This is a genomic window from Brucella ciceri (assembly GCF_041930145.1).
GTDB classification, from domain to species: Bacteria; Pseudomonadota; Alphaproteobacteria; order Rhizobiales; family Rhizobiaceae; genus Brucella; species Brucella intermedia.
Window position 1 is genome coordinate 663821 of sequence record NZ_JBHEEV010000001.1, and the last position, 21052, is coordinate 684872.

Sequence of the window (21052 nt, forward strand, 5' to 3'; positions counted from 1 at the left end):
GTTGGACCGATCATCCGAACCTCATTTATCGGAATTGCCACGCCGCCGTTCCTGATGCACGTTCAAGACCCGGAATTGCCCGGCTCTGGAACCGGCCATGACGCAGATGCTCATATCAGAACAAGAAATGGCGCCGCAATGACAGGAAGTGACAGTTTGTGCCAGTTTCTGCAATTGCCTTATGAGTGCATGCTGTTAGACATACCGATTACAAGTATCACATGAACGATGGTGATTTTGCGTTGAGCGATACAAGTATTCTCTATCTTGTTCCAGATACGGGCGCGGCATTTTCGAAAATTTTGAGAACAGTATCCGGGTTTGGAAATGATTATTCAGATTTCCAGAAATCGACGGCCATCAACGCCGGATATTATTATATCGACGCAAATTGGCTGCGTCAGGGATGCAAGTTAGATGTGGAAGGGGACATCAATGAAACCAGGGCGAAAAAAAAGCAGAAATAATGATCAGCCTGAAGTGACTTGGCTTCGTGGAGGTCGTGTCGGCAAGTATAAGGGAGTTGCTGGTGGCATAGCGCCTTGTGAAGCGAGCTTTACGCTGTCCCTTACAGGTTTGTCAGCCGTTTCAGCTGCGGTGTTTGCATCGCTCTTTGTTTGGTCTTCACCATCACGGGCAGGTAGCTGTGTGGAAACCACGCCAGCTTCGGGAACCTGGACTTGTTCCGGTCCTGCTTCCGGCAGCGATACATCGGTCGCTATCTCATCCTCTCCGCATGTTACAGTTGTCACTCAGCAGGGCTTTGGTCTTTCGGCCGGCGCTGGCCCGGCTTTTGTTGTAAGTTCAAGTGGCGGCATAAGCATAACGGACCAAAATGCTTCTTCCATCACGTCTTCTGGTGACCGAGGTATTGATGTTTACAATGATGCTACTGGCGACGTATCTGTCACGTCGAATGGTAGCATAACCGGCACAGATGCTATTTATATCGCCAATGATGGCACGGGATCTACAATGGTCACAACGTCGGGGACAGTGACCGGAACAACCAACCATGCCATCTACGTTGGTAATAACGTTGACACAACAGATATAATCGTCAGCCAAACAGCCGGCACCATTTCTGGTGCGCGGGATGGCATTCATACATCTCAATATGGAACTGGCGCTACCGTAATCAGTGTCTCCGGGGACGTGAACGGTGTAGGTGATAATGGCATATGGGCGGCAAATCAGGCTACCGCGACAGACATCACCATTACCCAGGAAGCAGGTAGTACGATCACAGGCTATACGCACGGTATTCGCGCAGATAACCGCGGTACTGGAGCTACATCGATCACAACTGCTGGGATCATAAACCAGACCCAGACAACTGGCGCTTTAGTTTATGACACCTATGGTGTCTATGCCTACAATTATGCATCTTCGACGGATATTACCCTTACCCAGACCGCCGGAGCGATTTCCGGCAATTATTTTGGAATGTATGCCAATAATCAGGGTACGGGTTCAACGACGATCGTCAGTGCGGGAAATGTGACGGCAGCGGTATCTGGCGGTCTCTATGCTTTTAACGCCAGCACAGCGAAGGACATCGTTGTCAACCAGACATCCGGAACGGTCAACGGTGGTACTTATGGTGTTTTCGCAGACAACACGGGAACCGGATCAACGACAATTACATTGTCTGGTGACGTGATCGCTTCTGGTAACTACGGCGTCTATTCGCGAAATCGCAGCAGCGCAACCGATCTGACTGTAAAACAGACCGCAGGCTCTATTGCTGGCAACACCGCTATTCTCGCTCGGAATCAAGGTACGGGCGCGACGTTGGTCAGCGTTGTGGGTACAGTAACCGGCGGTGCGGGCGCGGGCATCCAAACGATAGCAGCAAACGGCTCGACCATCGATATTGCAGCTTCGGCAACAGTCAGGGCAACATCCGAGATCGCCATTCGGGATGGCGGTGCTGCTGGTAATTCGACCGCGTCGGATACGGTCGGGGGCAATGTCATTGTTAACAGCGCTGGCACTGTAACCGGCGATGCGATCCTTGGCCTCGGCAACGATACCTTCAATCTGGCTGGTGGAAGCTATAGCGGTAATATTTACGGCGATGACAGGGACGATCCCCAGAGCAATGACGGTATCGCCAACCATGAAGGCGATGATACGTTCAACTGGACGGGCGGCAAACTGACTGGTGGTTTCTACGGTCAGGATGGTTCCGATACCGCAACGGTGAGTGCATCGAGCTATGATGGTTCGCAGGTGCTTGACGGTGGCGATGACACTTCCGTCGCCGATGGCATGATCGATACGCTCACGCTCAAGGGTGTGACTGCGACCACGAATGGCGGCAAGATCACCAATTGGGAAGTCGTCAAGCTGGACGGTGCCAATCTGTCCATTGATGGCGGTGCATGGCATGTCGGTGAGCCAGATGAAGGAACGACCGGTGTGTTCCTGAACAACGGTTCTACCCTTGACGGCATGGCGTCGCTCGACTTCGACGGCAATATGACGATTGATTCAAGCTCGACTTTTGTTGGTACAGGCGACGGAGCCGGGGTTTACGCGTTCAGCGGCGATGTGACCAACGCCGGAACTATCACCACGGTCGATGATGCCGTGGGCGATGTTGTGATCATCGGTGGAAACTACAACGGCAATGGCGGACAGATGCTGTTCGATGTTGCGCTCGGTGATGACAACTCCAAGACGGATATGATCATCGTCAATGGCGATACATCGGGCACGACGAATGTTGGCGTCAACAATGTCGGTGGAACCGGCGCGCAGACTAATGAAGGTATCCGTATCATCGAAGTGAACGGAGCTTCCAATGGCTCGTTCTCGCTCATCGGCGATTACACGGTTGGCGGCAAGCAGGCGGTTGTTGCAGGCGCATACGCCTATCATCTTTACCAGGGCGGCACTTCAACACCCTCTGACGGAGACTGGTATCTGCGTTCACAGCTCAAGCCTACTGAACCTGAAACGCCGCTGTATCAAGCTGGTGTACCGAGCTATGAGGCGTATCCTCAGGCCTTGCTTGGTCTTAATGGCGTACCGACCCTACAGCAGCGTGTTGGCAACCGCTTTTGGGCCGGTAGTGGCAACAAAGTTGTTGCGCAGGGCGCTGATCCGGTCGGAACGCCTTATGCCGCTCCCGAAGAAGCTGGCGTTGCGATTGGAGGCAACGGAGTCTGGGGTCGTATCGAAGGCGCCCATAACAGCATCGAACCTCGTTTCTCGGCCTCGGCTACCGATTACGACCAGAATGTTTTCAAACTCCAGGCCGGTATTGATGGACTGCTGACTGAAACCGAAAACGGCAAGCTGATTGGTGGAGTGACGATCCATTACGCCCATGGCAAAACAGACATAAACTCCGTTTACGGCGATGGTGAAATCCGTACGGACGGTTACGGTTTTGGCGGCACACTGACGTGGTATGGCGAAAACGGCTTCTATCTCGACGGCCAGGGACAGGTGACGTGGTACACGAGCGATCTGAATTCCCTTCTTGCCAACACAAATCTGGCCGATGGCAATGACGGCTTCGGCTATACCTTCTCGCTGGAAGGTGGCAAGCGGATTGCCATTGACCCGGCATGGTCCCTCACCCCACAAGCACAGCTCGTCTATTCGAACGTGGATTTTGACGCATTTACCGATGTTTTCGGTTCTCGTGTCAGCATTGATCACGGCGAGAGCCTGCAGGGCCGTCTCGGGCTTACACTTGATCATGAAAACTCATGGCAGAATGACAAGGGCTTGCTTGACCGGACCCACGTCTACGCCATCGCCAATCTCTACTATGAGTTCCTTGAAGGAACGAAGGTCAGTGTTCAGGGAGTGAGCTTTGCAAGCCGCAATGATCGCGTTTGGGGCGGTCTGGGTATCGGCGGGACCTATAACTGGGATGATGACAAGTATTCGATCTATGGCGAGGGCCTTGTCAACACCAGCCTCAACAACTTCGGCGACAGCTATTCTGTCAAGGGAACAGTGGGCTTTCGCATGAAATGGTAAAATAGTCACCGAGGGCTGATGTTGACGCCCGAACGTATTCAACATCAGCAATCGTGACAGACCGCTGTCAGTCCGCCCTCATTTAACTGACAGCGGTCTCCCGATTTATTCAAGACGTAGCCGGAAAGAGCCTCCGGGTTACCTGTAGATAAAAAGTTGAAGGAGTCGCGTTAATGGTTGATCATTCCATCAAAGGTAAAACCGTTCTTATTGCTGGCGGCGCGAAGAATCTTGGCGGACTCATTGCGCGGGATCTCGCCGTACACGGCGCAGGGGCGATTGCGATTCACTACAACAGCGCGACGAGTAAGGCCGATGCCGACGATACGGTAGCCGCAGTGAAGGCATTGGGTGCCCAGGCAGTCGCCTTTCAGGCAAACCTTGTCACAGCCGGTGCAACCGAGAAGTTGTTTGCCGACACCATTGCAGCAGTTGGCAAGCCGGATATTGCTATTAATACCGTCGGCAAGGTATTGAAGAAGCCAATGGCCGAGATTTCGGAAGCCGAATACGACGAGATGTCTGCGGTGAACGCCAAAGCCGCTTTTTTCTTCATCAAGGAAGCCGGCAAACAAATAAAGGACAATGGCAAGATCTGCACGCTCGTCACCTCCCTGCTCGGCGCCTATACGCCATTCTACTCCAGCTATGCCGGCACAAAAGCTCCGGTGGAACACTTCACGCGCGCAGCTTCAAAGGAATTTGGAGAACGAGGTATTTCAGTAACCGCTATCGGACCTGGCCCGATGGATACGCCGTTTTTTTACCCAGCTGAAGGCGCCGACGCGGTTGCCTATCACAAAACAGCTGCAGCGTTGTCGAATTTCTCGAAAACAGGACTGACAGATATTGGGGACATAGTTCCCTGGGTACGACTTCTGGTCTCTGAAGGCTGGTGGATGACCGGTCAGACCATTCTGGTAAATGGCGGCTACACGACCAAGTAGTTTATTGCAACGGGAACTGGTACCGTCTGGACTGAAGGATGCACGACAACAAGAGGTTGGGACAGGACATGAAACGTTTAGCGACTGCGGGTTTCCTTATCCTCGCAATAATGCAGTCGTCGGTCGCATACGCCGACCTGAAAGCGGCAGACCGCAGACTGAATAATCTCTATAGCCAAGTAGTCAACTCTCTGCCTGCCTCAAATCAAATGCAGCTCAAGGAGAGCCAACGCAACTGGATCAAGTATCGCGATAGTGAGTGCCGATATCAGCAAGTAAACTATGCGATCATGGTTTCAGAAGCAGATTGCAAGGAATTTCTAACACGCCAAAGAGCTGATCACCTTAACCAACAATTAGGCTGGCTGAAAAAAATGGCCGACGAGGCTGACACCGAATCCTCGACAGAATGCAGACAGGAGATCGGTGCGAAGGCAGCAAACGTTCTTGTTAATCAATGCAAGGAGATCTCACCTGCAACGCACCCGCCGTGTAATGCAAGCAATTCGTGCGACATGATCAGGGATGAAATCAAGCGTGGTTGCGGCATGGTCGGTGACAAGAAGCCACCTTACTGCCAGTAGAAATGGCCTTTCAATCCGTCTGCGAGAGCTCTTCCGCTCGCCGGTGTTTTGGGAAAGCGGAGCCGGCAGATGAACTGATGAAGCGTAACAATGCATGGTTCTTGACCATACGTTCCTTTTTCGCTGCCAATACGACCTGACTGCATTCTAAGAAGGCCACATTAAATGATCAATTCCTCGTTGGAATGGTCCGTTCCGTTATTGATCCTTTTTTGCGGTACTGGTTTGATCGTTGCAGGCCGGTTTGGAGTTCAGACCACCCGTTGGGGTGTCGGACTTTGCCTGCTTGGAACCGGCTATGGCTTCATGCTTATCCGTACCGAAACATTCTCGGCGATTAAACCGCTGTGGGAAGACGCGCTGATCCTGACTGGCGTCCTCATTTGCTGTCGAGCACTTACAGAACGCTTCAAACCTGGTAACGTTCAAGCTCTGGATTGGCTCGTTGCAGGCTTATTCCTCTGCACAGCCGCCCTATCACTGATACTTTACCAAAGCGTACGGCTAGAGACTTTATCGATACTTGTAGGCACAGCATCGCTGATATTAATTTCTCTTTGGCGTGTAAAGTCGCTGAAGAAGACGGCTTCTGACAAGATATTTATAGCAGCATTCATTATCATTGCTTCTTCAATTATATTCCAATGTATATTCTACTTATCATCCAACGATATTGAGGGCCCGATTGGCTCGTGGAGCAACTCATTTCCAGGGGTCATGGTTCAGTATACAGGTCTTTTTGGCGGCGTCTTGACGACCTTTGCGATTGTCATCGCAGCTGGCGTGGATGCAATTCATCATTATCGTGAGTTGGCTCACACCGACCCTCTAACCCAGGTGCGTAACCGAAGAGGTATGCAGGCATTTATAAGTTCGGTTCACCTTGACCAAGGAGCGCGCGAACCAGTGACAATTGTCCTGGCAGACATTGATCACTTCAAGATGGTGAACGATCGATTTGGCCATCACGCCGGCGATATGATTATAGTTGATTTCGCCCAGCTGTTACAAAAATGGGCAGGGCGTGGAAGCTGCGTGGCCCGTTTGGGTGGTGAAGAATTTGCAATTTTGTTACCTGGAACCTCCATGCACATGGGAGTCACGCTAATTGAGGCATTGCGGCTGGAGTTCGCTTCACGAAAATGGCCTCATATATCTGCGCATCTCCATCTGACCGCAAGTTTTGGCTTAACAACGCTGGAACAAGGTGAACCGTTCAACTCTGCAATCGCGCGTGCAGATACGAATCTTTATAAAGCCAAGCAGCGGGGAAGAGACCGTCTTGTAGAGGATAAAGCAGCATAATTATTGGTGTCGGTCGCGTACTTCTGCTTCACCCGTTTTGTGACGGAAAAAACAATATGCTTCCGACGATAGCGGCGTGGCGCGACCTGATAGAAACTGTAATCAGCTCCTCCAGAGCTGATTACTATCGTCGTACCACCCTGAAATCCCGCGTATATGCCCAACGGCTCCCTGACGGTTGCCAGGGAGCTCTGGTTCAGACAATTTACTGGCATTACAGATGAACGCCCGGCGACTCGCTATTGGATAAACAACCCCACGCCCGGTGCGATCGGCAGACCGAGTTCCATCCAGAGGATAAGGAACAACAACCACGAGACAAGAAAACCGAGTGCGACGGGGATTGTCATCGACGCAAGCGTTCCGATACCCGCATCCTTTTGATACCTCTGCAAGAATGCGAGGCAGACCGCGAAATAGGGGCTCATCGGCGTCACGATATTGGTAGAGGAGTCAGCGATGCGGAAAGCTGCCTGAATGAGTGCCGGTTCGAAACCAACCAGCATCATCATCGGCACGAAAATAGGTGCCATCAAGGACCATTGCGCAGACCCCGACGTGATAAACAGGTTCATGACGGTAGCCAGTACGACAAACGATACCAGAAGCGGGATGCCGCCAAATCCGCTGGCATCGAGCATGTGAGAGCCGCCTACGGCGATCCACTCCCCCAGGTTTGTCCACTTGAACCAGGCAAGGAACTGCGAAATGGCAAAGAACAGAACCAATGTCGGTGCAAGCTCCTTCACTGCTTCTGCCATGAAGTTTATGCCATCTTGTGACGTTTTGATTTTACCGACAGTCCGGCCATAGATCCAGCCGAGGAAGAGGAAGAATATGGCAAAAATAGCCACTGCGCTTTCCAGGAATGGTGAAGGTACCAGTCCACCATTTTCATTGCGAAGCGGAGATCCGGCTGGCACTACGGCTGCGACTATAATGGCTATGAGTGCCAGGGTTGCCCAACCAACGCGCTTCAACCCTTTCAGCTCCAGTTCACTGACAGGATGAACATCGAGCACCACACTACCACGATAGGTACCAGCCACAGGTTCGACAATTCGCTCGATAATGAATGCGCCAACAATTGAAAGTATGATCGCTGAGGACGCAATGAAATAGTAGTTGTCGATAGGCGATACGTATGCGTTTGCATCGACAGTGTGTGCAGCACTTGTTGTAATACCTGAGAGTATAACGTCTGCTGGCGTGATCAGCAGGCTCGCATCATAGCCAGCTCCGACAGCTACATATCCTGTCACTGCACCCACCAGAGGATTCCGGCCCATTGCCTGGAAAATCATCGCTGAAAGCGGGATAAGGATAATATAGGCCGCATCAGACGCAACGTGGCTGCACATGCCAACCAGAAAAATAACGAATGTAGTCAGATAGCGGGGGGCTTTCATCACGCTGACCTGCATCAGTGCAGCAATAAGACCTGTCTTGTCCGCAACTCCGATGGCAAGCATAATAACGAGCACCACACCGAGTGGTGGAAACATCACAAAATTCTTGGCCACGGTGGTCAGAGCAAATACCAGTCCTTCGCCAGACACGAGGCTTTTGACGGTGACACTTGCGCCGGTTTTCGGATTTACTCCTGATACGCCGTAGATTGCCAGAACCCATGATAAAAGTGCGACGACAACACAAAGAGATGCGAAAAGGATGACGGGATGCGGCAGTTTATTGCCCGCCCGTTCGATCGCATTGAAAAAACGTTGCATATTAATTCTTCCCTTCCAGGCCCTGTACTGTCCGATCCGCACCTTGTAATGCGGTTCCTCCCGACGACTCAGGGTCGGCATCATGATGAATGGCTTCAAGCAGAGGGGTTAAACCGCGACCTGAAGCCGGCTTTTCAAGGATTTTTTTTGAGGCGCTGTTCGGCTATTGCGACGAACATGCCCGCTGCCACCGGCAATATTTCGTCGCGATAGTTATAATGCGGATGGTGGAGGTAGGCGCTATCTTCACCGTTACCGACAAAGAAGAAGCAACCGGGAATCTTTTCCAGATAGAATGCAAAATCTTCCGCACCCATCGTGGGCAATTGATGCATGAAACCGGCTTTTTCAGCGCCGAAGCTCTCGACAGCAACCTTTATTGTAAAGTCCGTTTCATCGTTGTCATTGACAACAGGCGGAATCCGCATTGTCTGTTCCAGTCTGACGCTTGCACCATAGGCCTCGCAAGTCTGCGCAACGACCCGGCGAAGTTCCCTGTCGATTGTCGCTGCAGCCTCAGGCGAGCCATCGCGCGTGTTGATCATCATTGTTGCCTGGCCTGGAATGACGTTGTGACTATTGCCGCCATGGAATTGGGTAACCGTAACGACACCTGAGTCCAGCGGTGACACGCGTCGAGCAATGACACTTTGCAACGATTGAATAACTCCTGCTCCGATAAATACCGGATCGATGGCCAGGTCGGGGCGGGAAGCATGACCACCCTTACCCGTTATGGTGACCTCATAAAGCGAACTTCCACCCATCGCAGGTCCGGCCTTGGCAAAGACCCGCCCTAATGGGTAACCGGGCCGGTTGTGATAACCATAAATGGTCTCGACCCGGTCCAGCGCGCCTTCTTCGATCATGCGTGCGGCCCCAAGGCCGCCTTCTTCTGCTGGCTGGAACAACAGCGTAATCCGACCAGAAAGATGCTCATGATGCCGCGCAAGTCTGTCCGCCGCCAACAACAGCGAAGCGGTATGTCCGTCGTGGCCGCACGCATGCATTTTGCCGGGTGTCTTCGAAGCGTAAGTCAAACCGGTTTCTTCCTGGATAGGCAATGCATCCATATCGGCACGAAAGCCGATTGAGGAACCGGGACGCCCTGTATCAAGGATGGCAAGAACGCCCGTTTCGGCGAGACCGGTTTTGACTTCATAGCCGCGCTGTTTCAGGAATTCAGCGACCAGATCGCTCGTTGCGTGTTCCTCATACTTGAGCTCGGGATTGCTGTGCAATTGTTGGCGAATTGCCGTTGCATCAGCAATGGCATCACTGGTGAAAACAGACATTAAAACCTCCCTGAAAGCAAAATCGGGGCGCTAAGTGCCGCCGATCCTCAGTTCAGGCTTGATATCAAGCCGACAGGCATGCCACAATTTCATAAATTAGTTCATATCGTTGCTTTTTCGGCAAAGCAGAAAGTCCGTTATGCAGCACATCGCCTTGCGCTATTTTCTGGAAGTAGCCCGAACAGGCTCGATTACCGAGGCCTCCGCACAGATGAACGTCTCGGGTTCAGCGATCAGCCGCCAGATATCGCGACTGGAAACCGAGCTCGCTGTGGAACTATTCGAACGCCGACCGCGCGGGATGGTTTTGAGCCCGGCAGGCGAACTGCTGGTCAAACATGTCAGGCGTATCGCATTGGACACCGAACGCGCTTTGGCTGACGTGCGGGAAATGCGCGGTCCGCAGCGCGGGCTAGTGCGTGTCGCAACTTACGAGGGCTTCGCGGTCGATCGCCTGGCGCGTATCATTGCTGATTTTCGTGCGCAGTTTCCGGGAGTTCTTTTTCATGTGTGGGTGGGAAACTCGTCAGAAATTTGCGAACGCGTCAATGAAGGCAACGCTGATATCGGCATCACCTACAGTTATTCCGCACCTGCCGGGGTGAAAATCGAGCGTATCGCCAGAAGGCCAATGTACGCCCTGATTCCACGCTCCCATCCGCTGGCCCGGCGGAAACAGGTTACACTTGCAGATCTGTCAACAGAACCAATGGCCATGCCTGACAAGGGCCGAACCCAGCGTCAGCTCATCGACACCGCTCTGGCTACCAAGGGACTGGCAATGGATCCCGTTTTCTCCACCAACTCGATGGCAACACTGAAGGTATTTGCCTTCGCCGCGGAAACGATTATGTTTTCCAGCTCAGCCGGCAGTAAGGACAATACCCTTCCGGAAAACATCGTTGCCATTCCTGTAGTTGACGAGACCATGAAAGCCAGTGTGCTGCAAATCGTAACCATGCAGGGACGAAACCTTCCGCGAAGCATTGCCGCATTTCTGGACTTCCTTGGTCAATCGGTGATTGAGCGCTGATCGTGGCTGGAGCAAGAAGGACGACACCCTTAGTTTCAGGCTTAGCTTTCCAACTCGTCGCGAAAGTAAATCTCCGTAGCCCTGAAAGAACCGTCAATTCGCCTGCATTGAACCACGATATCAATTGCAATCTTAAGTGACGAAAGCACTTCGACGCGCTCAAGAGCACGTCCCGCCTCCGATTCTTTGACGAGGGTGGCGAGTTGCTCGAATGCGAGTTGTGTCGATCCGGCATGAACGGTGGTGATCGAGCCGGGATGTCCCGAGTTCACGTTTCGAATATAATGAAATGCTGTGCCATCCCTCAGTTCCTGCAGAAGAATACGGTCCGGTCGCATGCGAAGACAGGATTCCAGAAGCTCGCGGGGACCGACTCCGGATAACCCCTGTCCGCCCTTCGAATAGAACAGACGCACATGGTTGGGCTGAGGAATAACCAGCTCTGGTGTGTCCTCGATCGAAATCACTCGTTCATGGTTTGGAATGTGTTTGATCAGGGCCTTTGCAAGGGTTGTTTTGGCAGAACCCGTAGCGCCGGAAATTACGACATTCTTACGGGCAATGACGGCGTGCTGCAGAAACAACTTATATTCGCCGTTGCGGTATAACTCCGCCAGTTTGGTTTCCGATCTTGGACAGGCTGCGCCTGTGTTTCTCGCTTCGGAAAAGAAGCCGTTGTCCTCCAGGTCCTCAAGTGCGAAATCAACAGATGAAGGTTTGCGGATCGTGATGCTGACCGTGGCATTCGTGGTTGCAGGCGGTATGACGATTTGAATGCGTTCATCGTCTGGAAGCGTTGCCGAAAGAATTGGCCGCTTTTCATCGATAGACTGGTTCGAGAATGTAGCAACTGCCCTCGCAAGACGCATAAGCCTTTCGAAGGTCAGACCCGGCGCATCATGGGAGCACCATCCATCGGGTCCTTCTGTCAGTACCTGCCCAGGCTTATTGATGATCACTTCATAAAGCGACCTGTCCTCGAGAAAGATCGCGATTGGTGACAACAGTTCGCGAACGACTGCCGCATTCGTGCTGTCCATACTTTACAACCTTTACTTCGTCACCACTTTCGATTCCGGTTTGAAATCACCCAAAACAGCCCGATCGAAGATACGGTTCTTCGGTTCGGTAATGCGAAGGCGATAAACATCCGAAAAATCGAGATCACGAGCCACGAAGATGGAGACGATCTCGCCTTGGTGCTTGTTTAGCGTTGGGGGAATATCGATCGACTTCTCGACTGCGATTGCCGCTGCTTGCTGACCGGCGCTCATAGTGTCTTGCGCTTCGACACCGCTATTCTGCAAACGACTGCTGGCGTAGCTGGTTGCGTCGCCCACAATCGACAAAAGCAGCGCACTTCCGAAGCGTTCCCACCAATGCCTATCGACGTGGCCATCGAAACCAGAGCGTCCAAGCGCGTCGGTCGCGGGAGATGCCAGCGTGATGATCACACCTTCGGGCGTCTTCGCTCTATTCCACAAAACGAGCAATCGTTTCTGGCCGCGCTGAAGCCCTGCGCGGTACTCTCCAACGACCTGCGTCCCCTTCTTCATCAATACCACCCTGCCATTGTCGGAGAGGACGTCTCTGTCAATGACGCAACTCGTGAAACCTGGTTGATCGGATGCGAGTGCGGTTTCGAGCACGCAAGGAATGGAGTTTCCCATCGCGACGATGAAATTCCGATTGCCAAGCGTTCCTGCGCGTGCGCCTTCAAGACGTGTCGGTCGCAATAGACTATCGAACCGTTGCTCATCGTTGCTCACCTGTCCCTGGCTCATCGCGTTGCTATCGAGCGGCAAGAAGTTACCATCTATCGATTGTGCCGGATTGTCACCGGATTGCCGTACTGGTGACTTATCCTGTTCCCGGCTATAGGCCAGAACGGGTGCCCGACGTGCGGAATCGAGCAGCTTGTCTTCTATTTCCGGAACAGGCTCCAACGTGGGTATTGGAAGCACCGTCTTTGGCGCAGGCACAGGCGCAACTGGCTCCACCTTCTCCTTTGCTGGCTCAAAAGCGTTGGTTTGGCGAATGATCACACGCTCAGGGTAGGTGCGTTGATCCTTGTTGTCCTTTCCGGAAGTAGACCATATGGCAAAGGCGATAAACGCCACTACTGCGAGTGCGATTGCGCCGCGTTTGACAGCCGGATTGCTGTCGATGCGCTGATCGGTGATCGTCTCGGTGCGCTCTCCGGGGATACGGGCTTCTTCTTCGTCTGCCATGTTTCCCCCTTTATTGTTCCGCGGGATCGGATCTCACTACACGTTCTACGGAGGGCGACGTGGTGTTGGTATCCGGATTGATGCCGACGCGGCTGTAGGCTTCGTTGAAGACACACAAAACGTCCTTGCCGCGGCGCAGGATGAACTTACTGCTGATCGCGTGAACCATGACTAGATTGCCGTCGACGGATTTCGACACCAGGCTTTCTGAGCCATCCGGGTTTTCGATATAGATTGCCGGCATTTCCTGGTTGCCCACGAAAGCGAAAGTCGTGATCTTGCCGTTATCGTAGACGCTTTGCGGTTCGAGCGACTGGGACCCCTGCGCCGAATAACGCCAGTTACGAGGCCCATAGGCTTCATGGAGGGCCAGCACATCGTCAGCTTCCTCCGCCTGTGCAGCGCGTGCACGTGCTGCAGCTTGCTGTCGTCGCGCGTTTGCTTCATCTGCGGGATACCGGAATTTCAAATAGAAATAGGTGTTCTGACCAACCTCGACGGTCCCGTCACGCGCGGTCAATTCCATCTGGTAGCTGCGAGTGGAACCGTCGCGTCTGGTCGTTACAACGGAAATGTTGGTGACCGGCTGTTTTTCGCGCGGCTTTAGAAACAGAATATTGCCGGCTGGTGCAACTTCCCAGGCGACACTGTTGCCAAGCGCGACATGGGCGATCTCTTCGTCTGCAGCAAACTCAACCTGAACAGAGGATCGTAACGAACCAACGATCCTGGTGATGTTGAAGGGCTGATAATTGACGAAGCGGACGCGGCTATCCTGCGAGGCACTGTGCGGAATCTCGAGTGCATGCCCCGGAAAGGCGGCTCCTGAAAACAGTGCAGATAAAAGGACTGTCTGTCTTATCAATTGATCGCCTCCGGATCCGAACGATATTCGCTAACCGCAAAGCCAAGCGGGTTCACAAGACGATCCGTGGAGGACATGGGTGCATTGGCGTAGGCATAGGTCAGGCTTGCGATCCAGTGTGTCGTCCGGACTTCGTCACCTCGAGTGACGGTGCGCATATAACGCACGGACGCTACGTTCTGATTTATAAGCGAGATTGAAGCGATCCTGATTTTGGTCGTCGCCGCACGCCCATAGATGACTTGCGGCGAATCCGGATTGCTACCGCGATAGTGGCTCGCAAAGCGATCCTGTTCCGCTTGCGTAGAGAGGAGCGCGACAGTCCTGAAATTTGTCTGTGCCTCACTCCAGACATAACCTTCTCGGGCACGAACATATCTCGCGGCAAAATATTTTGTCACCGCTTCATCGTAAGTCCCGGCGGTCGAAGTCAGCGCCGAAACCACATCGACGATACCGGTCGAATTGTCGACACGAACAACGAAAGGCTCCACCGTTTTCAATGGTGTCAACGCAGCGACTGCAAGGATCGAGACGACCGCAACCAGACTTGCTGCCAACGCGATAGACCAGGCCAATCGGTTCGATCGCTCTATCTGGATCATCCGCTCCTGGTCAAAACGGCGCGCTTTTTCGAAGTAGGATTTGAGGCTTTCAGTCGTAACCATCTCCTCACCCCGCGCAAGAACGATGCGATGCAGCGATATCGAGATGGGCAAACGCCGCAGGTTCTTTGCCCTGCTCAACGTAAGGCAATGCTGACATTGATGATCTTGTATCCTGGCGATGGGGTTTCAGGTTTCGGTTTTCATCCCATTCCCACATAGCGCGATTGAGCGGACGGCGGGTCTGGCCATCGCACTTCGGCAAGGGATAGTTCAACGATGCGCAGCCGCCAAGCAATGCGGCCAGCGCAATGGACCAGAAAAATCTGTTCATCGGAAAAGACCTCTTCTTTCGATAAAGTCATGTGTTCGTACCTCTGGGGCCAACCGTTCGGCCCACTAGACGAACAGTGCGTTTAAGGGCGCGCCCGGTACTTCTGGTGCTGCGCGCAAGCATACCCTCATGAGCATCACGCGCCGCGCCGTAACCGTAAGCAAGTGATGCGCCACCCGAAGCGAGGGCGGATGCAATGCCGGGGAGTTGATAGAAGACGTAGAGCGCGGCGATCCCGATTGCGCAAAGGGCAATCGGACGCATGAGGACGTCGGAATAGGCGTTGATGGCAGTAAAGGTGGAATCGATACACGAGATCAGTAACGAACCCACCGCAACGACGAGGACTTGCAGAATGACGAAATTGACGAGTTGGCCGATCCAGGCCTCAGTGAAACGCCGGGTCGACTGAAACAGTGCCAATGCAACGAAGATTGGCCCGATCGCCAGTATGATTGCCAATGCCAGACGCGCATAAAGTGAGACGACATAGCCAATGCCCGCAACCAGAAAGCTCACCGCGATGACCAATATTCCTGCAACGCCTGTAACGATATCGATGGGCCAGGAAGCGCGCGACCAGATGTCGGTGGCGGACGCCTGTCCCTTGTCCAGAAGACTGTCAAAAGTGCTGGAGTCTGGAGCCGTGCCGGAGTTGAGCGCCCCGGCAATTTCATGCGGGAGTACATTAAAGAAAACATTCGTGACGTAGGTCTGGTAATCGCCGGCGTTCTTGACCAGCGTTACGATAATCGCGAGCTTGATCGCCCGAAACACAAATTCGAGGATCGGCTCGCTAACCGAACCCCGCAGTACCAGATAACCATAAAGCACGATGTATAGGGTGACGGCAACGGTCAACGGGCCTGTTATCCATTGTGCGATGTTCGACGTTCCATCCGAAACGAACGTTTCCAGTGGTTGTTTGAACTGCCCGTCGATAAAGTCGAACACCTGATACATCGCATCAATTCCCCAACGTTTCGCGCATCTTGCGCAGCCTTCGTTTTCCGTCGGCCGCTTCGGCGTTCACACAACCTGGCGTGCCGCGCAGATGGCCCGGATCATTGCGGCATTCGGCCAGGATGCGATTGAGCAGCGTCTCGTCCGCCATCAACGTCTCAACGGGAAAGGTTGGATCCTTCTCTTCTGAGCACCCGGTCAGGCAGACAAGGACAGCGATCGAAACAAGCCGTTTCATTGCAATGCAGCCTTCATCGAATCCATACGTTTGCGCCAGTCTTCCGCTTTGCGCTGTTCATCAACCTGTGTCTGCGCGCGTTGCACCATTTGCAGCCCCTCCATTCGGAGCACATCCGTCTGGAGAAAAGCCTGTTCCGCCTGAAGCCGCGCCTGGAGATCAGCGATTTCCTTGGCATCGCCGGCCGAAGATATTCTCTCTCGCAACTCATCGATCCCGTCGATGCGTTTGGTAGCTACGTCGTAGATCTGCTGACCGATACTCATCTGCCCGGCATTACTGTTCTGAATGCGCGATAGCTCCTTTGCGTAGTAATCGTCGGCGTCGGTGCGAAAGTTCGAATTGCCCTCCAGAAACCTTGAGGCAGACTGTCCGATCACGCCTGATCCATCGCCCTTGAACAAGCTTTCAATGGCTGCGAAATCTGGAGGCAGCGCCTTGCGAATGACCGGATCGTTAAGAACGCTGGCAACATCGGCCATGTCGGTCAGTTTGTTGAGCGAACCATAAAGTTGCTGCGCCTGCTCGATCTGCTGATGGAGCGCATCGAGTTGCGATTTCAGTTGCGCGATACTCTCCATGTGCTTGAGGATTGATGTTCTGTCGATGACAGGAATTCCTTCACCACTCGCAGTCCCGGCTGAGAAGATCAGCGCCGCAACAATGGCCACACACCGAATTTTATCCGCAATCATCAGCTTGCACTCCTTCGTTTCTGGAAAAGGGGCATCCAGTTTTCAAGCCCGTCGCCGACTTCACTTCGAATTGCATCTGCAAGTTCGACATTGGCAGTCCGACCGGAAAGAATGGCGAGTTCATCGTCAAAGCCGTTGAGGTTCAATTCGGCGACGACGCTGTTATGACCTTGTTTGAGAACGAAGCGGCGGCTTTCGATGCTGAGTTCGCGTGCGATCAGCTCGTATTCACGTTCTGTCAGTTTGAAACCGTCGACATAGTCGGAATGGCTTCCGCGTGCGTTCGGAAGAAAAATTTGCGTTGGGCACTGCTCTATGATGGTGTGAGCGATCGATGAGTTGATTGCGTCTCGAGGACTTTGCGTCGCAAACAGCATGAGGCCATTTTGCTTGCGGATCGTCTTGAGCTTGTTTTGTGCAAGGTCGAGGAAGGCGACATCCTGTAAAGCCTTCCAGAACTCGTCAATGACGATGACAATGCGCCTACCGTCGATGAGTTGCTCCACGCGGTAGAAAAGATAAGCCATCAAGGGCGAGCGGATTTCCTCATTATCGAGGAAGTCGGTCATGTCATATCCGAGCAGTTTTCCACCAGCCCCAAATTCTGCCAAACCGGTTTCCTCATTGGCATTGTCGAAGACCCATCCAAGAGGCCCTTCCTTTTCCCATCGGCGCAGCCGGGCAGCAATGCCCTCGGGGTTCGTATTGTCGAGGAAAGTCCGGAGTGCACCGATCGTACGTTGTGCCACCGGAAGATCCGCTAACCCATCGATGGCGGTGGCAATGTCGCGCAGTTCGGTGACAGACAACTGCCCCACCAGCTTTCCAATCCAGTCTGCGAGGAAGATCTTGTTTTCTGGCGTCAGGTCGAGTGCCTTAAGTGGCGCACAACCGGTGGGCTTCCCGTTTTTAAGCGGATGATAGGTGCCACCAGCAGCTCGGATGTAGAGATCGGCGCCGCGGTCCTTGTCAAAAAAGATCACGTGCGGATCGTGCTTTTCAAGCTGGGACAGCATGAAATTGAGCAACACGGTCTTGCCCGCGCCCGATGGCCCGCAAATGAAAGCGTTGCCAAGATCACCGTAATGGAAATTGAAATAGTATGGCGAACCGGATGCAGTTTTGAGGAGCGCGACGGCAGCGCCCCATTCGTTGTCGTCCTTCTGGCCTCCTGGATAGGAATGGAACGGCGACAATGCTGCGAAATTCCGCGAGCTGATTGCACCGGAGCGCGCGCGATATCTGAAATTGCCGGGGAGTTGAGACCACCACGCAGCTTCAAGACCAAGGTCTTCGCGCGCAACAACAGCACCGCCATTGGTGAGGCTTGCGCGCGCTTTTGCGAGGTGGTCGCTCAGTTCTTTTACTGACGAGGCAAACGCTGCCAGTGTCAGATGATGCTCGCCGAGAACAAAACGGTTGGATTCCAGATCGTCCATGGCGTCGTCGAGCTCTTCGATCTGCGAAGCAGCCTTGTCACTGCTGCTGAGCATCTGGTTTTGCTTGCGCCCCATAATTGTACGGGCGTCGGCCTTGGAGACGAAGGAAAAGGATTGCGACAAAATCAGTTCGAAGGGGCTAATCAGGACAGCATCCAACATGCCCGGCTTCGTGGTAGCGGGGTATTCCTTGAAGCTCAGCATCCCGGTAAAGCGGCTTTCAGCCTCGTGCCGGATTTCGATTGTCTCCCGACCGAAAATAACACGATCAGAATAGATCGCCGAGGCAATGCGTCCCTCTGTGAGCGGGACCGGCTCCCTTCGTCCGCCGACGAGTTGATGCAAGACCTCGCACGGTTCGGAAAAAAGCAGGCCATCGGCATCGTATAGCGATAACACTCGCGGCTCGAAGCGTTTCAATCCTGCTGTTATGTCGACCACCTTGTCGCGGAGTTGTTTCAGTGCCTCGTGGTCGAATTCGATATCGCCGTTGCGCGCACGGATGAGACGCGAAAGCAGGTTTGCTGCTTTTTCGGCAGGATCGCGCAGGGGTGACCAGACGACCGTCAGATATAGATCGTTTCGAAAAAGATCTTCGCTCACCATTCGCTGGCGATAATTTTCGTTGAGTTGAGCGGAGAATTTCGCATTAAACCGTCCGTCGGGATAGGTCTTGTCACGCCGACGGATCAGATGGGTCCATAGTGCGAGCCGCTCATCGGAAATGTTCTTGTAGAGCGTGTTTATATCGCGGTGCAGAGCGTTGATATCCAGAACATCTGCGGTTTCGAACGAAACGCCTTCAAGTGCAATCATCACCATGAGCGAACGCGAGTTCAAGGCGATTGTCGTTTCATCGACGTGACGCACGTAAGGAATGAAGGTTTCGGGACCGAGCTCCCGGGACTTGAAGATTGCGGTATCAGGCAAGACCGAGATCCCTTTCGTCGAAGCGGCGGGAGAGTCTGAGCGGCGTGATCGAGCCACCACCCCACAGGGAGGTGTTTCGCGACCGGCCACGCGTCTCGACCCAGGCTACGGCGATACGAAACATGTTGTGATCGTGCCTGACGAGCGCACGGAAGATGCAATGAAAAACCACACCTACGAGCGCATAGACGACAGAACCGGCTGCGAGATAGAAAATCGTCGTTGCGATGACGTTCATGCCCATGGCTTCCATGGTGACACCTGCGAACATGGCAGGTCGGGTACAGGCGATGAACAGTGTATCTTCCTCAAGCACAGGCTTTGAGATCGACATTGCCTCAACTCCCGACAATCGTGCTGACAAGCTCGGAAGAACCGGCAATCACGCCGATTCCGATGATCCAGTAGCCAGCCCGACGGAGGTCCATGTAACCGAACATCCAGGCGACTGCGATCAGTATGACCGCGATGGTCGCGATCAACTTGAAGATATTGCCTGTGAGGAGATCGACGATGTTCTGAAGGATGGACTCGATGCCTGCGGCCTGGGCGAAGGCCGGTTCGACCAGGGTTGCGAAAATTATGGTCGTCATAATGGCGGACGTTGCAATCGAGCGCATACGGTAACCATAGGTCATTTTATTCTTCTCCACGCTGGTTCTGGAAAACGAGGACCGACGACTGACGCCTGGACTTGAAGACATCCCAGGAAGGCGCGGTGGCGTCGGAGGTGGCCTTCCGGCCGAGATTCTCTGCGACAGCGTTTGATGTCGCAGCGGCCCATTCTTCGCGCTGTCCATCTTGACTGCTGCCGACACTCAACGTCGCGCTCGTTGATTTTAGCCGTTCGATCTCACGTTGAACCTGGCTGTCATATTCGGCGGATGAACCGGCAGAGATATCTCCGCCACCGTAAAATGACTGAAGCATGATCTTCCCGGCCTCGGTTTCATCGGCACCCGCCTGGACGGCCCGACGATAGGTGCTGTCAAGCAGTGTCGCGGTCGCTTTCAGATTGAGGCACGGATCGAAAGCTTCGGCGATCGTGAGGTTGAGCCTACTGAGGTCATCAAGACCTAATCCCGCGAGACCAAGCTGAATGTCCTGATGCCCGGCGACCAGGGCAGCGGCGACTTCTATCGCCTCGGCTTTTGAGGCCGGCTGCTGCTTTAAAGGGGGGCCGCTATTGATGCGGATGTTAAATGGTTCGAAACGGCTTTCGAGGCTGACAATACCGGCAAGCGTTTCGGTAGCAACGGACGGCGCGCAATTGTGGGCAAGATCGACAAACCATACGGGCATGACTAGAACCACACCCTCTGCTTGCCGACACCGTCGATCGTAACATCAATGTAGTTAGGTTTTTCGCGAACAAGAGGTCGAGCAGTTTTATGGCCCATACACTGACGGTAGCCTTTTTCGTACTGCCATTTGGCATCAACGAACAGGCTATCGTCATTGCGAAGCTGTTCGCTGCGATGTTTGCACAGGCTGCTGTTTACAGCCTGTGCCGAAGTGGAGACGCAAGACACTACGCGTCTGCGATCAGCGTAAGAAACGGTAAGGCGATAACCGTCATTACAATAATACGGTTCGTAGCGAGGACGTGAGCTCTCAAACCCTGCGCTGCTGCAGGTTGGAAACGACTTGCCTCTGGCAAGCCACCACCATAGCTTTTGCACCGGTGGACGGCATTGTGCATATTGCGTGGCCCCACCGGGATTGGATAAGCACAAGATAACTTTACAACCCCAGTCATCGGCACGAGCGTTTTGACTGGAACCGAGATATAATGCACCGAGTCCGAAAACTGCGATGGCACCACGAAAGAGAAAGTTGCTCATGCCTCCTATCCT

The 21052-nt window shown here is 53.5% G+C and carries 21 protein-coding genes; 6 read left to right on the forward strand and 15 right to left on the reverse strand.

Annotated elements, in window-relative coordinates:
* Window positions 1-221 precede the first annotated feature (221 nt).
* The 5 genes from JNC63_RS02985 to JNC63_RS03005 all read left to right on the forward strand — a co-directional run bounded on the left by JNC63_RS02985 (window position 222) and on the right by JNC63_RS03005 (window position 6838).
* Window positions 222-467: a hypothetical protein gene (locus JNC63_RS02985; protein WP_006472038.1), complete on the forward strand. Its 246-nt coding sequence runs from the start codon at window positions 222-224 to the stop codon at window positions 465-467.
* A complete protein-coding gene (locus JNC63_RS02990; RefSeq protein ID WP_031346157.1) occupies window positions 436-4002 on the forward strand; it encodes an autotransporter outer membrane beta-barrel domain-containing protein in 3567 nt (1188 codons plus the stop codon). The genes JNC63_RS02985 and JNC63_RS02990 overlap by 32 nt, the downstream gene beginning before the upstream one ends.
* Before the next feature lie 173 nt (window positions 4003-4175).
* Window positions 4176-4949, forward strand: a complete 774-nt coding sequence (locus tag JNC63_RS02995) for an SDR family oxidoreductase (RefSeq protein ID WP_006468263.1) — start codon at window positions 4176-4178, stop codon at window positions 4947-4949.
* 68 nt (window positions 4950-5017) lie between these two features.
* Window positions 5018-5533, forward strand: coding sequence for a lysozyme inhibitor LprI family protein (locus JNC63_RS03000; protein ID WP_235691670.1), 516 nt, complete (start codon window positions 5018-5020; stop codon window positions 5531-5533).
* A gap of 165 nt (window positions 5534-5698) precedes the next feature.
* Complete coding sequence (locus JNC63_RS03005; protein WP_374846111.1) at window positions 5699-6838, forward strand: GGDEF domain-containing protein; 1140 nt, start codon at window positions 5699-5701, stop codon at window positions 6836-6838.
* 239 nt (window positions 6839-7077) lie between these two features.
* On the opposite strand, the gene JNC63_RS03010 is transcribed toward JNC63_RS03005, so the two are convergent.
* Window positions 7078-8568 carry an AbgT family transporter gene (locus tag JNC63_RS03010; RefSeq protein WP_006472036.1) on the reverse strand — a complete coding sequence of 497 codons (1491 nt, stop codon included), beginning with the start codon at window positions 8566-8568 and terminating at the stop codon, window positions 7078-7080.
* 134 nt (window positions 8569-8702) lie between these two features.
* Window positions 8703-9863: a M20 metallopeptidase family protein gene (locus tag JNC63_RS03015; protein ID WP_006468259.1), complete on the reverse strand. Its 1161-nt coding sequence runs from the start codon at window positions 9861-9863 to the stop codon at window positions 8703-8705.
* Between the two features lie 139 nt (window positions 9864-10002).
* Here JNC63_RS03015 and JNC63_RS03020 point away from each other — a divergent pair, with 139 nt between their 5' ends.
* Window positions 10003-10896 (forward strand): LysR family transcriptional regulator, encoded by an 894-nt coding sequence (locus JNC63_RS03020; protein WP_021585419.1) that lies wholly within the window; start codon window positions 10003-10005, stop codon window positions 10894-10896.
* Between the two features lie 41 nt (window positions 10897-10937).
* Here the strand turns inward: JNC63_RS03020 and virB11 are convergent, their stop codons facing one another.
* From virB11 to JNC63_RS03085, 13 genes are read right to left on the reverse strand one after another with little or no spacing between them, the layout of a single operon-like run.
* Entirely contained in the window at window positions 10938-11936 is a 999-nt protein-coding gene (gene virB11, locus JNC63_RS03025) for a P-type DNA transfer ATPase VirB11 (RefSeq protein WP_006468257.1), read from the reverse strand.
* A gap of 12 nt (window positions 11937-11948) precedes the next feature.
* Window positions 11949-13127 carry a type IV secretion system protein VirB10 gene (virB10, locus tag JNC63_RS03030; RefSeq protein ID WP_006468256.1) on the reverse strand — a complete coding sequence of 393 codons (1179 nt, stop codon included), beginning with the start codon at window positions 13125-13127 and terminating at the stop codon, window positions 11949-11951.
* 10 nt (window positions 13128-13137) lie between these two features.
* Window positions 13138-13992 carry a P-type conjugative transfer protein VirB9 gene (gene virB9, locus JNC63_RS03035; RefSeq protein ID WP_006468255.1) on the reverse strand — a complete coding sequence of 285 codons (855 nt, stop codon included), beginning with the start codon at window positions 13990-13992 and terminating at the stop codon, window positions 13138-13140.
* On the reverse strand, window positions 13989-14660 hold the full coding sequence (locus tag JNC63_RS03040) for a VirB8 family type IV secretion system protein (RefSeq protein ID WP_006468254.1): 672 nt from the start codon (window positions 14658-14660) through the stop codon (window positions 13989-13991). Before JNC63_RS03040 ends, virB9 begins: the two co-directional genes overlap by 4 nt.
* A 4-nt stretch (window positions 14661-14664) precedes the next feature.
* On the reverse strand, window positions 14665-14931 hold the full coding sequence (locus JNC63_RS03045) for a hypothetical protein (RefSeq protein WP_006468253.1): 267 nt from the start codon (window positions 14929-14931) through the stop codon (window positions 14665-14667).
* Between the two features lie 27 nt (window positions 14932-14958).
* Window positions 14959-15894 carry a TrbL/VirB6 family protein gene (locus JNC63_RS03050; RefSeq protein WP_006468252.1) on the reverse strand — a complete coding sequence of 312 codons (936 nt, stop codon included), beginning with the start codon at window positions 15892-15894 and terminating at the stop codon, window positions 14959-14961.
* Window positions 15895-15898: 4 nt separating this feature from the next.
* Entirely contained in the window at window positions 15899-16132 is a 234-nt protein-coding gene (locus JNC63_RS03055) for an EexN family lipoprotein (protein WP_006468251.1), read from the reverse strand.
* Window positions 16129-16827, reverse strand: a complete 699-nt coding sequence (virB5, locus tag JNC63_RS03060) for a P-type DNA transfer protein VirB5 (RefSeq protein WP_006468250.1) — start codon at window positions 16825-16827, stop codon at window positions 16129-16131. The genes JNC63_RS03055 and virB5 overlap by 4 nt, the downstream gene beginning before the upstream one ends.
* Window positions 16827-19196: a VirB4 family type IV secretion/conjugal transfer ATPase gene (locus tag JNC63_RS03065; protein WP_006468249.1), complete on the reverse strand. Its 2370-nt coding sequence runs from the start codon at window positions 19194-19196 to the stop codon at window positions 16827-16829. The genes virB5 and JNC63_RS03065 overlap by 1 nt, the downstream gene beginning before the upstream one ends.
* Window positions 19189-19530, reverse strand: a complete 342-nt coding sequence (locus JNC63_RS03070; RefSeq protein WP_006468248.1) for a VirB3 family type IV secretion system protein — start codon at window positions 19528-19530, stop codon at window positions 19189-19191. The genes JNC63_RS03065 and JNC63_RS03070 overlap by 8 nt, the downstream gene beginning before the upstream one ends.
* Window positions 19531-19534: 4 nt before the next feature.
* Window positions 19535-19834 carry a TrbC/VirB2 family protein gene (locus JNC63_RS03075; protein ID WP_006472033.1) on the reverse strand — a complete coding sequence of 100 codons (300 nt, stop codon included), beginning with the start codon at window positions 19832-19834 and terminating at the stop codon, window positions 19535-19537.
* A 1-nt stretch (window position 19835) separates the two neighbouring features.
* Window positions 19836-20498: a lytic transglycosylase domain-containing protein gene (locus JNC63_RS03080; RefSeq protein WP_006472032.1), complete on the reverse strand. Its 663-nt coding sequence runs from the start codon at window positions 20496-20498 to the stop codon at window positions 19836-19838.
* A 2-nt stretch (window positions 20499-20500) separates the two neighbouring features.
* Complete coding sequence (locus tag JNC63_RS03085; protein WP_075042411.1) at window positions 20501-21040, reverse strand: hypothetical protein; 540 nt, start codon at window positions 21038-21040, stop codon at window positions 20501-20503.
* Window positions 21041-21052 lie beyond the last annotated feature (12 nt).

Coding starts and splice junctions, on each gene's coding strand:
- JNC63_RS02985 (WP_006472038.1), top strand. CDS start 222: ATGAACGATGGTGATTTTGCGTTGAGCGATACAAGTATTCTCTATCTT.
- JNC63_RS02990 (WP_031346157.1), top strand. CDS start 436: ATGAAACCAGGGCGAAAAAAAAGCAGAAATAATGATCAGCCTGAAGTG.
- JNC63_RS02995 (WP_006468263.1), top strand. CDS start 4,176: ATGGTTGATCATTCCATCAAAGGTAAAACCGTTCTTATTGCTGGCGGC.
- JNC63_RS03000 (WP_235691670.1), top strand. CDS start 5,018: ATGAAACGTTTAGCGACTGCGGGTTTCCTTATCCTCGCAATAATGCAG.
- JNC63_RS03005 (WP_374846111.1), top strand. CDS start 5,699: ATGATCAATTCCTCGTTGGAATGGTCCGTTCCGTTATTGATCCTTTTT.
- JNC63_RS03010 (WP_006472036.1), bottom strand. CDS start 8,568: ATGCAACGTTTTTTCAATGCGATCGAACGGGCGGGCAATAAACTGCCG.
- JNC63_RS03015 (WP_006468259.1), bottom strand. CDS start 9,863: ATGTCTGTTTTCACCAGTGATGCCATTGCTGATGCAACGGCAATTCGC.
- JNC63_RS03020 (WP_021585419.1), top strand. CDS start 10,003: ATGCAGCACATCGCCTTGCGCTATTTTCTGGAAGTAGCCCGAACAGGC.
- virB11 (WP_006468257.1), bottom strand. CDS start 11,936: ATGGACAGCACGAATGCGGCAGTCGTTCGCGAACTGTTGTCACCAATC.
- virB10 (WP_006468256.1), bottom strand. CDS start 13,127: ATGGCAGACGAAGAAGAAGCCCGTATCCCCGGAGAGCGCACCGAGACG.
- JNC63_RS03040 (WP_006468254.1), bottom strand. CDS start 14,660: ATGGTTACGACTGAAAGCCTCAAATCCTACTTCGAAAAAGCGCGCCGT.
- JNC63_RS03045 (WP_006468253.1), bottom strand. CDS start 14,931: ATGAACAGATTTTTCTGGTCCATTGCGCTGGCCGCATTGCTTGGCGGC.
- JNC63_RS03050 (WP_006468252.1), bottom strand. CDS start 15,894: ATGTATCAGGTGTTCGACTTTATCGACGGGCAGTTCAAACAACCACTG.
- JNC63_RS03055 (WP_006468251.1), bottom strand. CDS start 16,132: ATGAAACGGCTTGTTTCGATCGCTGTCCTTGTCTGCCTGACCGGGTGC.
- virB5 (WP_006468250.1), bottom strand. CDS start 16,827: ATGATTGCGGATAAAATTCGGTGTGTGGCCATTGTTGCGGCGCTGATC.
- JNC63_RS03070 (WP_006468248.1), bottom strand. CDS start 19,530: ATGTCGATCTCAAAGCCTGTGCTTGAGGAAGATACACTGTTCATCGCC.
- JNC63_RS03075 (WP_006472033.1), bottom strand. CDS start 19,834: ATGACCTATGGTTACCGTATGCGCTCGATTGCAACGTCCGCCATTATG.
- JNC63_RS03080 (WP_006472032.1), bottom strand. CDS start 20,498: ATGCCCGTATGGTTTGTCGATCTTGCCCACAATTGCGCGCCGTCCGTT.
- JNC63_RS03085 (WP_075042411.1), bottom strand. CDS start 21,040: ATGAGCAACTTTCTCTTTCGTGGTGCCATCGCAGTTTTCGGACTCGGT.